This is a genomic window from Limnobacter alexandrii (assembly GCF_005871185.1).
GTDB lineage: Bacteria > Pseudomonadota > Gammaproteobacteria > Burkholderiales > Burkholderiaceae_B > Limnobacter > Limnobacter alexandrii.
This window is the reverse complement of record NZ_SWKN01000006.1, coordinates 136,805-151,261: the sequence shown is the minus strand read 5'-3', so window position 1 is coordinate 151,261 and position 14,457 is coordinate 136,805. Positions and strand designations below refer to the sequence as shown.

The window sequence follows — 14,457 nt, the reverse complement described above, 5'->3', positions numbered from 1 at the left end:
TATGCTTTCTATGTTTGACTTGTCGACCTCACTTTTTGATAAAGCATGGTTTACACGACGGAAGCTGAAATTTGATTATCCACCCGTCGCCACGCACTCACCAAGGCCATCAAACTGGCGGTGGTGATGTTGTCGTGAAAACCCACACCAAATTTGCTGCCGGGCATGTTGGGCACACTCACTTCAATAATGGCCATGGCCTTTGATTTGGCACCTTGGCCTACACTGCGTTCTTCAAACCCAACAATGTCCATGGGTACACCAAGGGCTTGTACTGCGGCATCCAGTGGGCCGTTGCCCACGCCTTCAAGCCTTGTGATTTCGCCGTGTTGCTGCACGGTAATTTCAATACCCTGTCCACCTTCTGCATCAAATACCTTGTGGCTGATGTAGCGCGGTTGACTGTCGTCGTTCTGCAAATAGGTTTGTTCAAACAAAGCCCACAGGGCAGGCGATGTCATTTCCGCAGCCGTGTTGTCACTCACCTTTTGCACCACGCCTGAAAACTCCACTTGCATGCGGCGTGGCATCACCACACCGTGCTCGCGTTCAAGAATGTAAGCGATTCCACCTTTGCCCGATTGGCTGTTCACGCGGATCACGCTGTCATAGGTGCGGCCTACATCGACCGGGTCGATGGGCAGGTAAGGCACTTCCCAAATGGCATCGGGCTTTTGAATGTCGAAACCTTTTTTGATTGCATCCTGATGCGAACCTGAAAACGCGGTGTACACCAAATCGCCCACATACGGGTGGCGGGGGTGAATGGGCAGCTGCGTGCAACTTTCCACCACGCGGGCCACGGCGTTGATGTCAGAAAAATCAAGATTGGGGTGCACGCCCTGGGTGTACATGTTCAAGGCGAGCGTAACAATGTCCACATTGCCGCATCGTTCGCCGTTGCCAAACAAACAACCCTCTACACGTTGTGCGCCCGCCATCATTGCCAATTCAGCGGTGGCCACGCCGGTGCCGCGATCATTGTGTGGGTGCACGGAAAGCACCACATGCTCGCGGCGCGCCAAGTGCCTGTTCATCCATTCAATTTGGTCGGCGAATACATTGGGCGAACTCCACTCCACGGTGGTGGGCAGGTTGATGATGATCTTGCGATTGGGGCCGGCTTCCCAGGTTTCAATGGCAGTGTTGCAGGCCTGCAAAGCCACATCCAGTTCAGTCATGTTGAAACACTCGGGCGAGTACTGCAAAACCCACTGTGTCTCGGGGTGCGCATCAGTCAGGTCTTTCACTTTCTGTACGCGGTTTTTCACCATGTCGATGACTTCGGGCACAGTCATGCGGAACACCGTATTTCTCCACACGGGTGCGGTGGAGTTGTAGATGTGGACGATTGCGCTTTTGGCGCCAATCACCGATTCCACTGTTCGCTCGATAAGATCATCACGAGCCTGGGTCATGACCATGGGGGTCACGTCGTTCGGAATCAGATCGTTGTCGATCAAATGCCGAACCACGTCGAAGTCGATTTGCGAGGCGGCGGGAAAGCCCACCTCGATCTCTTTAAAGCCAATGCGCACAAGTTCTTTGAAGAAGTCCAGTTTGGTGGCCACACTCATGGGTTCGAAAATCGCTTGGTTGCCGTCGCGCAAATCGGTGCTTAACCAGATTGGCGCATTCTCAATGGCCTTGTTGGGCCATGTTCTGTCGGGCAGGTCCACTTTGTAAGCGGGGCGATATTTGGTGGCGGGGTTCTTCAACATGCTGCTTTGGCCTGAACGTTTATCGATGAAGACCAGTGTAAGTGGTTTGTTGCGGCATTTGATTGCGATTATTGCTTTGAATTTTGTATTTATTGGCAGATAATTGCGTAAATAATTTATTGATAGGCATGAAATACGAAATGCAGGAACTTGACCGCTATGACAAGCGAATTTTGACCCTGTTGCAAACCGATGGGCGAATGAGCAACCAGGATTTGGCCGATGCGATTGGTTTGTCGCCTTCACCCTGTTTGCGCCGTGTAAAAGCGCTTGAAGAAGCGGGCTTGATTACTGGCTACCGGGCCTTGGTGGATGCCAAAAAGCTGGGCTACAGCCTGATGGCGCTGATTTACATTTCAATGGACCAGCACACGCCTGAACGTTTCGCCAGTTTTGAGGGTGCCATTGGTGCAATACCGGAGGTGCTGGAATGCCTGCTGATTACCGGGCAGCAGGCCGATTACCAGCTGAAGGTGATTGTGGCCGACATGGACGGCTACCAGAATTTGCTGCTGAATAAAATTACCCGCATCAAAGGGGTTACTGGTGTGCACACCAGTTTTGTGTTGCGCAGGGTGGTCGACAAAACCGAGGTGCCAGTCGATTGACCTGGCGGCACTTAGTTTTGCAGCATGTTTTGAATCATCATTCCGCCACCACCGATCAGCACGCCGAAGTACACGATCGAGGCCAAATTGGCCAAATGGCCCAGCAGCACTGCAGCGCCGTCGCGTTGAATTAACCCCACTGCCAGAAACAGCAAGGCAATTCCGGGCACGGTGTTGGAAAACGGGATAAAGCCAAACGGTGCCATGAGCAAGATGGCGCCCAGTATCAAACCGCCATCGTTGATGATGTTCATGCCGCGGCCCGTGGTAAGCCAGGCCATGCGGTGTGGTTTGCTGATTTTCTCCAGACGTGGAATCCACACCAGGCCTTTTTCCAGTGCATTGCGCAATTTGTCAGCGGGCAGGGCGCGTTCTTTGAAACGCTTGGGCAGCCACAAAGTGCGCCCGAAAACACGGCTGATTCCAATCAACAAAATGGCAGCACCAAAAATGGTACTCACACCCGGAATGGACACCGGCACCATGAACACCAATGTGAGAAATGCCACCAGCAGCAACATGCCATCGCGGCCCACCAAATCAAGAATTTCACCAAGGCTGACCGTGTTTGCAGGCAGTTGGGCGATGACGTGTTTAATTTGATCGCCCAAGGGCAATTCATCAAAATTTTGGGTGTTGTTCACTTCGAGCAGGGTGCGTGATTGGTCAATGAGCCCACATTGTGCCCATAAAAAAAGCCGCTGAACCTGAGCGCAGCGGCTTTTTCAGAACTAATTGGACTTCGAGAATTTACTCGTCGCCGCCCTTCGCAGCACCAGCCTTGATCTTCACTGTAACCAGTGAAAGGTCTTGCTGACCGTGGTTGGGGATGCTGACGCCTTCAGGGAACTGCAGATCAGTCACGTGGATTGAGCGCTTGGTTACGTCCAGCACGCTGCAATCTACGGCGATGAATTCTGGCAGGTCTTTGGGCAAACACTCGATTTCGATCTGGTTTGCAACAAAGGTAACCTGGCCTGCATACAACTTGACTGCTGGGCTTTCCAGGTGACCAGAGTAGTGCAAAGGCACGTTCATGTGAATTTTCTGGTTACCGTCGATGCGCTGAAAATCGATGTGCAGCAACTGTGGCTTGTAAGGGTGTGACTGGAAGTCGCGCAGCAAAACCTGCTCAGACTTGCCATCAATTTCCAGATCCAGAATGCTGGAGTGGAATTTTTCTTTTTGCAGGGCGTGCCACAGGGGGTTGTGTTCAATTGACACAGCCTGAGCTTCCTGATTTGCGCCATAAACAATGCCAGGTACCTGGCCAGCACGACGCAGGCGGCGGCTCGCTCCGGAACCCTGCTCTGTGCGGGATGTTGCAACTACTTTCATGTTGATTCTCCAAATTTGACTTCACCGCGACCAGTGAAACCAAGTTATGCGGCACTTAAGGGCGACCGCAAAAAAGCCCAAAACAACTTGTTACCTAAATCTTAGTCAATGAACAGCGAACTGACTGAGTCGGAACGAACAATGCGGCGAATGGTTTCAGCCAGCAGTTCATCAACACTCAGTACACGAATGGTGTTGCTGTTGTGTGCTTCTTCAGACAAAGGGATGGTGTCGGTAACCACCAATTCATCCAGATCCGATTCTTCAACGCGCTGAATGGCACCGCCCGACAACACGGGGTGGGTACAGTACGCCACCACTTTCTTCGCACCGTTTGCTTTCAGGGCTGCAGCGGCTTTGCACAGTGTGTTGGCGGTGTCGACCATGTCGTCCATGATCACGCAAGTGCGGTCTTTCACGTCGCCGATGATGTTCATCACTTCCGCTACGTTGGCGCGGGGGCGACGTTTGTCGATAATCGCCAAATCGCAATTCAGGCGCTTGGCCAGCGCACGGGCTCGAACCACACCACCCACGTCGGGTGAAACAACCATCAGGTTGTCCAGGTTTTGTTTCCACACGTCGCCCAACAACACGGGCGATGCATAAATGTTGTCCACGGGAATGTCGAAGAAACCCTGAATTTGGTCGGCGTGCAGGTCCATGGTCAACACGCGGTCAACGCCCACAACCTGAAGCATATTGGCGACTACTTTGGCGGTAATGGCCACTCGAGAGGAACGCACTCGGCGGTCTTGACGGGCATAGCCGAAGTAGGGGATCGCTGCGGTAATGCGGCCTGCTGATGCGCGCTTGAGCGCGTCGATCATGACCATCATTTCCATGAGGTTGTCGTTGGTAGGTGCGCAAGTGGACTGCAGCACAAACACGTCTTTGCCGCGCACGTTTTCGTTGATCTCGACCATGACTTCACCGTCTGAGAAACGACCTACGGTGGCTTTGCCCAGCGGAATATTCAGCTGCTTGGCCACTGATTCGGCCAATGCAGGGTTCGCATTGCCGGTGAAGATCATTAGACTGCTGTCGGTTGCCATTGTTTACCCCAGGGCTTGACGTGTGCGTTGGCGAAATAAAAAAAGGGCCAACCTGTGGCTGGCCCTTTGGTTTTGGCAGGGGAGGAAGGACTCGAACCCTCGCATGCCGGAATCAAAATCCGGTGCCTTAACCAACTTGGCGACTCCCCTAAAAACTTTTATCGATTCAGCTTGATTTGATTTTGCATTCAAACCACTGCCCACGCTGTAATTCAGGCGCATCGGCGACTGCTACCACTGCATTGCTAAGCTGGCTTGGGCTGGCAAACAAAGCAAACATGGCGGAGCCGGAACCTGACATTCGAATCAATTGCGGGTTGAACTTTGCAACACAGTTTGAAAAAACACCAAACTGCTGTTCCCAATCGGGGTAGTTGCGAGACACAACAGCTTGCAAAGCATTCTGTGTGTTGGCTTGCAGGCAAGCCATCAACTCACTATTCATTCGGCGGGCCGAATCGAAGACCGCTATTTTGACGTCACTTGAGTTGCGTGTCAATTGCGGATCGCTAAATATTTTGGGTGTGGGACACGAAAGTGGCGGTTTGTAGACAATTAAATGCCCTGAAATACCATGAATCGGGGTGATGACCTCGCCAATGCCCTCCACAAATGCACTGTTGTCTTGAAGAAAAAAGGGCACATCAGCACCGAGTGCAAGGCCAATTGCAGCCAATTGCCCAGCGCTAAGCGGGTGTTGGTGGTGATGTTGCAGCAGGCGCAGCACCGTGGCGGCATTGCTGCTGCCGCCACCCAGGCCTGCCTGCTCGGGCACCTTTTTGTTGACATGGACAGACACTTGATACGCCATACCCACCCCGGCATTGGCATAGAAAGCCTTGCAGGCGCGAACAGTGAGGTCGACATCTTCAGGAATGTGAACAAGGTCGCCGCTTCGGTGAACTGTCAACTCCTTGCTTGAATTGGCTTGCACCGACATTGAAAGTTCGTCACCCAAGGTAATTGGGCAGAACACACTTTGAAGCAGATGATAACCATCGGCCCTGCGGCCGGTGATGTGCAGGAACAGGTTGATTTTTGCCGGAGAGAAGGCGGACAGCTTCACCGCGTCAGAGGCGTTCACGCTTTATTTGCCCAAGGTGCCTTGCGGGATCAGGTCGATGCGGCCCGAAGTGCTGTTTTCGACAAACACCACGCGGTAACGGCCGTTCTGGTTTTCCCAGGCCCAGTTGGCCGGCAGTGTGGGCAATTCATTGGGGTTTGGATTTTCCATCCATTGCACCAAGGCTTCGGCAGGCAGTTCAACTGGAAACATCAGGTCAAACAGGCTTTGCCAGTCTTTGGCCAAATACACGCGGCCATCGGCTGCCCGCACTTCATAAAAATTACCCAAGCGTTTTGCGCTGCCCAGTGAAGGGCCAAGTGTGGAATTCACTTCCAGATAGGCAATTTTTGGAGCCTGGCTGGGACCGGTGCGGCCGGAGCGCCATTCATAAGTGCCTGAAATGGAATCTGCCTCAACTTTGCCGTCGGCCTGTTCAACTTTCCAGATCAGCCCGAAACGCCCGTAATGGCAGCTTGATTGAATGGACTTGCAATCCACTTCTGTGGACGGGTCTTGGCCCACGGTGCTGCAAGCGCCCAGGCTGGCGCTGATCAAAGCGATGCAAGCCAGGCGCAATGTTGGAAAAGCCATGAACTTAAATTTCCTCAACCTGTAAAAGCAGTTGTTTCAATGTTTTGCTGTCAGGATAACGAACGGTTAGCTGCTTGCCCAGTTGACGTGCCTCTTCTTTCTTGCCCGATTTAAGCAACACTTCCAGCAAGTGCAGGCCAATTTCCTCGTCTTGGCGCAAGTCGTATGCTTTTTTCAGGGTTGCTTCTGCACTGTCCATTTTGCCCAGGCGGTAATGTACCCAACCCAGTGAATCGAGAATGAAGGGGTCGTTTGGGGCAAGTTCAACAGCCTTTTTAATCAACTCATAGGCTTCTTCCAGCCGAACATTGTTCTCGGCCCAAGTGTAGCCCAGAGCGTTGTAGCCATGCGGGTTGTCAGGCCGAACCGCAATCAGGCGCTTGAGGAACTGCTCAACGCGGGGCAGGTCGTCCTGGCGTTCAGCCACCATGGCGCGCTCGTAAAGCAGGTCGGGTTGGTCCGGAAAGCTTAGCAAAGCCAATTCGAGTTCGGTGGCTGCCTCGGCAGGTGCCTTTTGCGATTCAGCCAGTTGTGATTTCGCCAGTGCCAGGCGCACAGACTCATCTTCGTTTTTGGGTTTGAACTGGTTCAGTACCCGCTTGGCCGAAAGGGCATTGCCCTGTTTTTCGAACAAGGCTGATTTTTTCAACTGAACATCCAGGTTGTCTGCCGCATTTGGTGTGGTGTCCAGCCACTTCAGGGCGGCCACATAGTCTTTTCGTTCTAGCGCCATGTCTGACAGTGTGGCGTGAATCAACGACTCGTTCTGGCGCTCGGCTGGTGCAGTTTTGTCCAGGTAAATTTTGAAGTGCTGTTCGGCTGCTTTGTAGTCCTTCAGTTGGGTAAGCACAAAGCCCTGGCTAGAGTACAAAGGAATGTTGTCGGGTTGAAGTTCGATCATTTCCGCAAAACGCTGTCGCGCCTGCGGCCATTGACCAAGCTGGGTGTGGTTGCGGGCCAGGTACAGGCGAGCACCAAACCAGTTGGGGTGCAATTGGGCTTGCTCGTTCACCAGTTGCATGGCCGCATCCGCGTTGCCATCCCGTTTTTCCATGAACTGGGCGGTCAACACATAAAAACGTTCTTGTGGCGACTGGCGCAACACATTTTCCATGTGCCCCACAGCTTGCGGGTACAGCTCGGAGTTGTTGGCGAGTTGCGCCAACAGGGTTTGTGCTTCAAGGTCGTCTGCATTGTTGCCAAACAGATCAATGCCGGTTTGGTAGGCCTTGTTTTTGTCGGGAATGCGTTGCAGCATGTCCAACGCCACTTTCTCGGTGCCGGAAGCGCCCAGCCCCGGGTTGGCGGTCTCAGCGGCTTTTACGTCGGCCAGAAATGCCTTGAGTGCGGGCATGGCTTCGTCGACGCGGTTGGTGCCCAGTTGCAGCAGCATGATGGACCGGCTGGCTTGTTTGTCATCGGGCGAAAGTTCAGACCACACCTGGGCTGCATTCAAGGCCAGGTCCAATTGGCCCTCGGCCAGGCTGATTTCTACGGCACGTTTTGCAAGGTCGGGGTCGCGCTGTTGTTTGGCGGCTTCGGTGTAGGCCAGCGTGGCAGAATACGTGTCGCCGCGCTGACTGGCAATTTCAGCGGTCAGCAGGGCAAACAGGGGATCTTGCTTGACCATCTCGGCCACGCGGGCTTCGTAGGCTTTTTGCTCGGCAGACATTTGCTGTTGTGCCGGTTCGCCCTGTTCGGCGGGCACGGTGGCGCAACCGGTGGTCAGGCTGGCAGCCAGAATGAAGACCGGGCCTGTGATGGTCCATTTAAAACAAGTCATACTGTTGAACCCAATGAAAAACTGGTGAATCCACTTTTATTTTTATCACATTAACAGATGCGCGTGCGCGCTTTAGCTTATGCCTGAATTACCCGAGGTAGAAATCACCAAAAGAGGCGTAGACCTTCATTTCACAGGGCAACGCCTGCTGGCTTGCACTGTGCGACAACCGCGTTTGCGCTGGCCCGTGCCTGCAGAAGTGCAAAGTTGTGTAAAGCAGATATTGCAGGGTGTTGAGCGCCGCTCGAAATACATGTTGATGGATTTTGGTGGGCAGGTGTTGGTGGTGCATTTGGGCATGTCGGGTTCCATGAAAATTGTGAACGCCAGCACCCCCTGGGACAAACACGATCACATTGAATGGAATTTTGGCGACAAGGTGCTGCGCTACAACGACCCGCGCCGCTTCGGCAGTGTGGAGTATGTTGAAAAAGCGCCAGGCTGGGAAAACAGTTTCGTTCGGTTTACAAAACTGGGGCCCGAGCCATTTAGTGCTGCATTCACGCCCGAGGCTTTTTTTAAAGCAACACGCGGCAAGAAGGTGCCGATCAAAGCCCTGTTGTTAAGCGGTCTTGCGGTGGTGGGCGTGGGCAATATTTACGCCTGCGAGGCCCTGTTTCGCAGTGCAATTCGACCTGGCAAGGCAGCGGGGCGCTTGAGCAAAGCCAATGTGCAGGCGTTGCATGCGGCTGTTGTGGCGGTGTTGACCGAGGCGATTGAGCGTGGTGGTTCAACGCTGCGTAATTTTCAGGCCATTGACGGCGAGTTGGGACATTTTCAGTTGCATTGTGATGTGTACGGTCGCGAGGGGCAGCCTTGCAAGCGCTGCGGCGCCACCGTGAAGCGCCGAGTGATGAACCAGCGAAGTACGTTTTATTGCGCCGGGTGCCAGCAATGAACCCTTTAACAGGCGAAACTTTTGCCCAGGTACTGGTGAATTGGCAAAAGCAACATGGCCGGCAAACCTTGCCCTGGCAGCACACAGGCGATGCCTACAAAGTGTGGCTGAGCGAAGTGATGTTGCAACAAACCCAGGTGAGAACCGTGCTGGCGTATTACGCCCGTTTTTTGCAGGCCTACCCCACCGTGTCCGATTTGGCCGCCGCACCGGAGCAAGATGTAATGCAGTTGTGGGCTGGCTTGGGCTACTACACCCGTGCGCGCAATTTGCACGCCTGCGCCAAACAAGTGGTGGCCCGTTTTGGCGGGCAATTTCCGCGCACCGTGGCCGAGCTTGAAAGTTTGCCTGGCATAGGCCAGTCCACTGCAGGTGCAATTGCGTCACTGGCTTATGGTGTGCAGGCCCCAATTCTGGATGGCAATGTGAAACGCGTGTTTTGCAGGTACTACGGTATTGAGGGCTACCCGGAACAAACGGCGATCAAGAAAAGCCTGTGGGACATTGCAGAGGCCAACGTGCCCAAAGAACAGCCCGGTGTTTACAACCAGGCCTTGATGGACCTTGGGGCCACCTGCTGCATGCCACGCAACCCGGCATGCTCGGCTTGCCCCGTGATGCACACTTGTGTGGCTTTGCGAAAGGGCACGGTGGGTTTGTGGCCCACACCGAAACCCAAAAAAGCACGGCCTGAATTGCACTTCATCAGTTTGCTTCTGGAGGATGCGCGTGGTGCCTTGCTGTTGGAGCCTCAAACCGAGAAAGGTGTTTGGCAGGGCTTGTGGGCCATGCCTTTTAAGGCTTGCAGTAGCCAGGCAGACCTGGCCGATTTAAGCCGTATCGCGACTGCCTGGATTGAGCAATTCGGCTTGCAGGCGCTGAGCACCGAGATTGAACAGCAGTTGGCTGGGCTGCCTGACCAGCCCTGGCTGGTGCATGAATTAACCCATCGCAAAATGCATTTCAAGGTGTTGCTTGTGAAGGTGCCTGGCGTATGGCCGGGCTGCCATGCGGTTGGCGACAAGCCTGTGCCCAAAATTGTGCACAAGCTGCTGGATCAGGTGCGGGTTCTAGCCCAGGGTTCGGTGCCGCAACAAAACACTCTCGATCTCGGGTAAGGGTTCGCTGGTAAAGCGCTTGGCCAGCGTCTCGGCCACATACACCGAGCGGTGCTGCCCGCCAGTGCAACCAATGGCCACGGTCACATAGCTGCGTTGTTCATTCAGATACGATGGCAACCATTTTCTCAGATAGGTTTCAATGTCGCTGATTAGCGGGTCACTGCGATTGTCGGCCTGAATGTAGCGCTGAACTTCCGTGTCTTTCCCGGTCAGCGGGCGAAGGTTTTTGTCGTAGTAGGGGTTGCTCAGGCAGCGCACATCGAACACCAGGTCGGCATCGCTGGGCAGGCCTTTTTTAAAACCGAAGGTTTCGAACACCAGAGTAAGCTTGGCCGATTCTTCCTCCACGGTTTCAAGCACCCACCTTCGCAACACATTGGGCTGTAGCGCTGAAGTGTCGATACAACTGGCAATGTTTCTCAGTGGCTCGAGTGCTTCACGTTCCGCATCCACGCATTCTTGCACGGTGGCTTGTTCACCCAGACGTGCGCTCATGGGGTGGCGTCTGCGGCTTTCCGAGTAACGGGTAATCAGGGTTTCATCATCGGCATCCAGAAACAGAATGCGCACATCGGTGCCGTTGGCTTTCAGGGTTTGAACAATTTGGGGCACATCCACAATGTCGCGCCCTGTGCGGGCGTCGGCCGCAATCGCAATTTGCGTGATGCCTTCGGCGGACAGCCGCTGGATGACTTGCGGTATGAAGGAGGGGGGCAGGTTGTCGACACAGTAGAAGTGCGAATCCTCGAGCGCGCGAATTGCAACTGATTTACCCGAGCCAGAAAGGCCGGTGACCAAAACCACTTTCATGTTAATCATGACCCATGTCCGCTTCTGTGTCGGGGTCCACCTGCAGGTGGTCAATGCCCCCCAGTTCACTGAGCATGGCTTTTTGTTGGCGCACCATGAACTCGTCGAGTGTGTTGATGCCTCGCATTTGCAAAATGGTGTTGCGCACCGCGGCTTCCAGAAGCACGGCCAGGTTGCGGCCTGCGGCCACTGGCAAAATGGCTTTGCGAATGGGCAAGCCCAGCACTTCCTGGAATTGCTGTTCAGTCACCAAGCGTTCTTGGTGCAATTCAAGCGAGGCTTTGCGCACTAGGTGAACGATTAGTTTCAGTCGCATTTTGCGGCGCACTGCGGTTTCACCAAAAATGGCCTTGATGTCGAGCAGGCCCACGCCGCGCACTTCCATCAGGTTGCGAATCAGTTCCGGGCAGCGCCCTTCAATCAGGTTGGGGGCCATGCGTGAGAATTCAACCACGTCGTCGGCCACCAGGCCGTGCCCACGCGAAATCAATTCCAAGCCTAGCTCGCTTTTGCCCAAGCCCGATTCGCCGCAAATAAGCACCCCCATGCCCAGTACGTCCATGAATACGCCGTGCATCATGGTGGTGGGGGCCAGCCATTTGTTGATGTACACGCGCAAAAAGTCGATGATTTCGGCGGCAGAAAGCGGCGTGGCCAGCAAGGGGATATTGGATTCGTCGCAGGCGGCTTTTAACAGGGCATGCGGCTGAAATGACTCGGCCACGATGATTGCAGGTGGATCGCCTTCAATCAGTTTGTCAATTTGGTGTTTTTTGCGTTCGTCACTGATGCGGGCGAAGTATTCGATTTCCTGACGACCAAACACCTGAATACGGCCTGGGTGAATGGTGTTGAGGTGACCTACGAGATCGGAAGATGCAAAACACTGAAGATCCAGGTGGCGGTCACCACCATTTAAACCGGCCAGCCAGTCAAGCTTGAGTTTGTTGCGGTTGGCTTCGATCAGTTCTTTCAGTTGCTTCACAGGCTTAACTCGCGGGTTGGTAGGGCTCCCAGTTGGCGATCAGTTGGTGAGTGGCGCCAGGATCGGATTCTGTCATGAGTTTCTCACGGAAATCTTTGTCAGACAGCATTTGAGCCAGTTCTGACAGTATATCCAGATGATGCTGGTTTGCGCTTTCCGGCACCAGCAAAAACATGAGCAGCTTGACGGGTTGACCGTCAGGGGCATCGAAAGGAATGGGGTCTTGCACCCGCACCAGCGAGGCAATAGGTTCGCGCAGGCCCTTGATGCGGCCATGCGGCACGGCCACCTGCTGGCCAAGGCCAGTGGAGCCCAAACGTTCACGCGCAAACAGGCTGTCGAACACCTTGGACCTTGCGATGCCTTGGTTATTCTCGAACACCAAACCGGCTTGTTCAAACACGCGCTTTTTGCTGGTGACCTGTGTGTCCAACAAGATGTTGGATGGTGGAAGTAGATTTGCGATCAAGTTCATCGCTGTTGATTCCTGAGACCCGCTTCTAATCGTGGGGCCGATTATACGCCATAAAAACAGAAAAGGCGGATTGAAGTCCGCCTTTTGATTTTCCCTGAAATTACAGAGGTTTATTCAGCTTCTTCGACCACCTGATGTTTGATGGGGGTGTGGTTGTGGTTGGTCAGCTTGTCTTTGTGACGCAATACCTGACGATCCAGTTTGTCGGCCAGCGCGTCAATCGCTGCGTAGAGGTTTTCATGAGTTGCTTCAGCGTGTATGTCTTTGCCGCGAACGTGCAGCGTAACATCTGCCCTTTGAACCAGCTTGACCACCGAGATGGTCACCGATGCATCAATGACGTGATCAAAATGCCTTTTCACCCGATCCAGTTTTTCGATGACGTAGTTTCGAATTGCTGGGGTAACTTCCAGATGATGACCATTGATGTTCAAGTTCATAAGGTATCTCCTTTCGTTGCTGCGGGGGGAAGCTTTAACTTTAAAGCGACTTGCGCATGTTCACCGGGGGTATTTTCAGTGATTCCCGGTATTTAGCGACCGTGCGTCTTGCGACCACGATGCCCTGTTGACCGAGTAGGTCGGCGATTTGGCTGTCAGATATCGGCTGCTTGGCGTCCTCCGCAGAAATCAGTTGCTTGATGAGTGCACGTATTGCTGTGCTGGAAGCCTGACCACCTGAGTCGGTGGAAACATGACTTCCGAAGAAATACTTTAGCTCAACCAACCCATAGGGCGTCAACATATATTTTTGCGTGGTCACCCTTGACACGGTCGATTCATGCAGGCCCAAAAGGTCGGCAATTTCACGCAGAACCAAGGGCTGCATTGCGATTTCGCCGTGATTGAAGTAGCCGATTTGGCGTTCAACGATCGCTTGGCTCACCCGTAAAATAGTGTCAAATCGCTGTTGAACGTTTTTTAACAACCAGCGAGCCTCTTGCAACTGGGCACTGAGTTGCGCACTTTGACCACGGTGTGACCGCAAAATGGATGCATACATTTCATTGATGCGAATTTTTGGCATGACATCGGGGTTCAGCTGTACATGCCACTGGCCACTGAGTTTTTTCACAATGACATCGGGCACGACATGGTCGTCGTCAATGCGTCTAAAACGTGCACCCGGGAATGGCTCGAGCGATCGAATAATTTGATGGCAAAGTTTGAGTGTGTCTTCATCCACATTCAACGCTTTTTTCAGTTTGGTGAAGTCTCGCTGGGCGAGCAAACCCAAATGGTCGCGAATAATGTGTTGGCAGTTGTTGTACAGGCTTGTCTGGCAGGTAATGTCCCGTCGTTGGGCCAGTTGCAGCAACAGGCACTCGGATGCATTGCGTGCGCCTACGCCGGGCGGGTCAAAACTTTGAAGCAGGCGTAGCGCTGCACTCAGTTCTTCAAACTCCAGGTCGGGTTCGTCTTGCAGGGTTTCCCACAGGTCTTCAAGTTCAACGGTCAGGTAGCCATCGTCGCTGAGATAGTCGATTAGCCACAGCACCAGGTTTTTGTCGCGCTCACTGGCCTGTGTCATTCGCAACTGGTCAATCAGGTGCTGGTGCAGGCTGCTGTCGGGCGCGGCCAGTTGCAGGCCGGGTTTTTCTTCGTCGCCATCGGCACCTGCGCCACTGTTGTCACGCCAGTCGCCTTCCCAGTTGTCCTGAATGGAGTCGATGGTTTCGCGCTGAACAATTTCTTCGCTCTGGTTGTCTTGCTCAGCTTGCTGGTCGCTCACGGGTTCACTGGTTTTGCGTGGATCCGGTTCAGCTTCGAAGCTGTCGCCCTGTGGCTCGTGTAGCTCGCCGTTGCTGCTGTCCAGGCTCAAGGTGCGTTCGCCTTCCACGGCCTCTTCATCGGCCAGTTCGAGTAGCGGGTTTTCGGCCAACGCCTGTTGAATTTCCTGCTGCAACTCGAGCGTGGACAGTTGCAGCAATCGAATGGATTGCTGAAGCTGCGGCGTGAGCGTGAGGTTCTGGGAGACTTTAAGCTGAAGGGATTGTTTCATGAGGT

15 protein-coding genes and 1 tRNA gene are annotated in these 14,457 nt (G+C 53.8%); 3 read left to right on the top strand and 13 right to left on the bottom strand.

Translation table 11 applies throughout. The features are described from left to right. Nucleotides 1-50: 50 nt before the first annotated feature. On the bottom strand, nucleotides 51-1,721 hold the full coding sequence (gene leuA / locus FCS97_RS00955) for a 2-isopropylmalate synthase (protein WP_138515766.1): 1,671 nt from the start codon (nucleotides 1,719-1,721) through the stop codon (nucleotides 51-53). 140 nt (nucleotides 1,722-1,861) lie between these two features. Here leuA and FCS97_RS00950 point away from each other — a divergent pair, with 140 nt between their 5' ends. Beyond that, entirely contained in the window at nucleotides 1,862-2,329 is a 468-nt protein-coding gene (locus FCS97_RS00950; protein WP_138517740.1) for an Lrp/AsnC family transcriptional regulator, read from the top strand. 11 nt (nucleotides 2,330-2,340) lie between these two features. On the opposite strand, the gene FCS97_RS00945 is transcribed toward FCS97_RS00950, so the two are convergent. From FCS97_RS00945 to FCS97_RS00915, 7 genes are all read right to left on the bottom strand, one after another. Continuing rightward, a complete protein-coding gene (locus FCS97_RS00945; RefSeq protein ID WP_138515765.1) occupies nucleotides 2,341-2,973 on the bottom strand; it encodes an exopolysaccharide biosynthesis protein in 633 nt (210 codons plus the stop codon). A gap of 106 nt (nucleotides 2,974-3,079) precedes the next feature. After that, nucleotides 3,080-3,667, bottom strand: coding sequence for a 50S ribosomal protein L25/general stress protein Ctc (locus FCS97_RS00940; RefSeq protein WP_138515764.1), 588 nt, complete (start codon nucleotides 3,665-3,667; stop codon nucleotides 3,080-3,082). Nucleotides 3,668-3,768: 101 nt separating this feature from the next. After that, on the bottom strand, nucleotides 3,769-4,722 hold the full coding sequence (locus tag FCS97_RS00935) for a ribose-phosphate diphosphokinase (RefSeq protein WP_138515763.1): 954 nt from the start codon (nucleotides 4,720-4,722) through the stop codon (nucleotides 3,769-3,771). A gap of 73 nt (nucleotides 4,723-4,795) precedes the next feature. Beyond that, a tRNA-Gln gene (locus FCS97_RS00930) sits at nucleotides 4,796-4,872 on the bottom strand. A 16-nt stretch (nucleotides 4,873-4,888) separates the two neighbouring features. After that, entirely contained in the window at nucleotides 4,889-5,806 is a 918-nt protein-coding gene (gene ispE, locus FCS97_RS00925; protein ID WP_138515762.1) for a 4-(cytidine 5'-diphospho)-2-C-methyl-D-erythritol kinase, read from the bottom strand. A 3-nt stretch (nucleotides 5,807-5,809) separates the two neighbouring features. Then, nucleotides 5,810-6,379: a hypothetical protein gene (locus FCS97_RS00920; protein WP_138515761.1), complete on the bottom strand. Its 570-nt coding sequence runs from the start codon at nucleotides 6,377-6,379 to the stop codon at nucleotides 5,810-5,812. A gap of 4 nt (nucleotides 6,380-6,383) precedes the next feature. Then, nucleotides 6,384-8,162: a tetratricopeptide repeat protein gene (locus tag FCS97_RS00915; RefSeq protein WP_138515760.1), complete on the bottom strand. Its 1,779-nt coding sequence runs from the start codon at nucleotides 8,160-8,162 to the stop codon at nucleotides 6,384-6,386. A gap of 79 nt (nucleotides 8,163-8,241) precedes the next feature. On the opposite strand from FCS97_RS00915, the gene mutM reads away from it, so the two are divergent. After that, nucleotides 8,242-9,060, top strand: a complete 819-nt coding sequence (gene mutM / locus FCS97_RS00910) for a bifunctional DNA-formamidopyrimidine glycosylase/DNA-(apurinic or apyrimidinic site) lyase (RefSeq protein ID WP_138515759.1) — start codon at nucleotides 8,242-8,244, stop codon at nucleotides 9,058-9,060. Continuing rightward, the gene (gene mutY / locus FCS97_RS00905; protein WP_138515758.1) at nucleotides 9,057-10,178 is read left to right on the top strand and encodes an A/G-specific adenine glycosylase; all 1,122 of its coding nucleotides are present in this window, start codon (nucleotides 9,057-9,059) and stop codon (nucleotides 10,176-10,178) included. The genes mutM and mutY overlap by 4 nt, the downstream gene beginning before the upstream one ends. On the opposite strand, the gene rapZ is transcribed toward mutY, so the two are convergent. The 5 genes from rapZ to FCS97_RS00880 all read right to left on the bottom strand — a co-directional run bounded on the left by rapZ (nucleotide 10,131) and on the right by FCS97_RS00880 (nucleotide 14,452). Then, nucleotides 10,131-11,000 carry an RNase adapter RapZ gene (gene rapZ, locus FCS97_RS00900; protein WP_138515757.1) on the bottom strand — a complete coding sequence of 290 codons (870 nt, stop codon included), beginning with the start codon at nucleotides 10,998-11,000 and terminating at the stop codon, nucleotides 10,131-10,133. The two genes, mutY and rapZ, sit on opposite strands and share 48 nt — an antisense overlap. Then, nucleotides 10,993-11,976, bottom strand: coding sequence for an HPr(Ser) kinase/phosphatase (gene hprK, locus FCS97_RS00895; protein WP_138515756.1), 984 nt, complete (start codon nucleotides 11,974-11,976; stop codon nucleotides 10,993-10,995). The genes rapZ and hprK overlap by 8 nt, the downstream gene beginning before the upstream one ends. A 4-nt stretch (nucleotides 11,977-11,980) precedes the next feature. Continuing rightward, nucleotides 11,981-12,451: a PTS sugar transporter subunit IIA gene (locus FCS97_RS00890; protein WP_040512070.1), complete on the bottom strand. Its 471-nt coding sequence runs from the start codon at nucleotides 12,449-12,451 to the stop codon at nucleotides 11,981-11,983. A gap of 110 nt (nucleotides 12,452-12,561) precedes the next feature. Beyond that, complete coding sequence (hpf, locus tag FCS97_RS00885; protein WP_138515755.1) at nucleotides 12,562-12,891, bottom strand: ribosome hibernation-promoting factor, HPF/YfiA family; 330 nt, start codon at nucleotides 12,889-12,891, stop codon at nucleotides 12,562-12,564. Between the two features lie 40 nt (nucleotides 12,892-12,931). Next, entirely contained in the window at nucleotides 12,932-14,452 is a 1,521-nt protein-coding gene (locus FCS97_RS00880) for an RNA polymerase factor sigma-54 (protein WP_138515753.1), read from the bottom strand. Nucleotides 14,453-14,457: the final 5 nt, after the last annotated feature.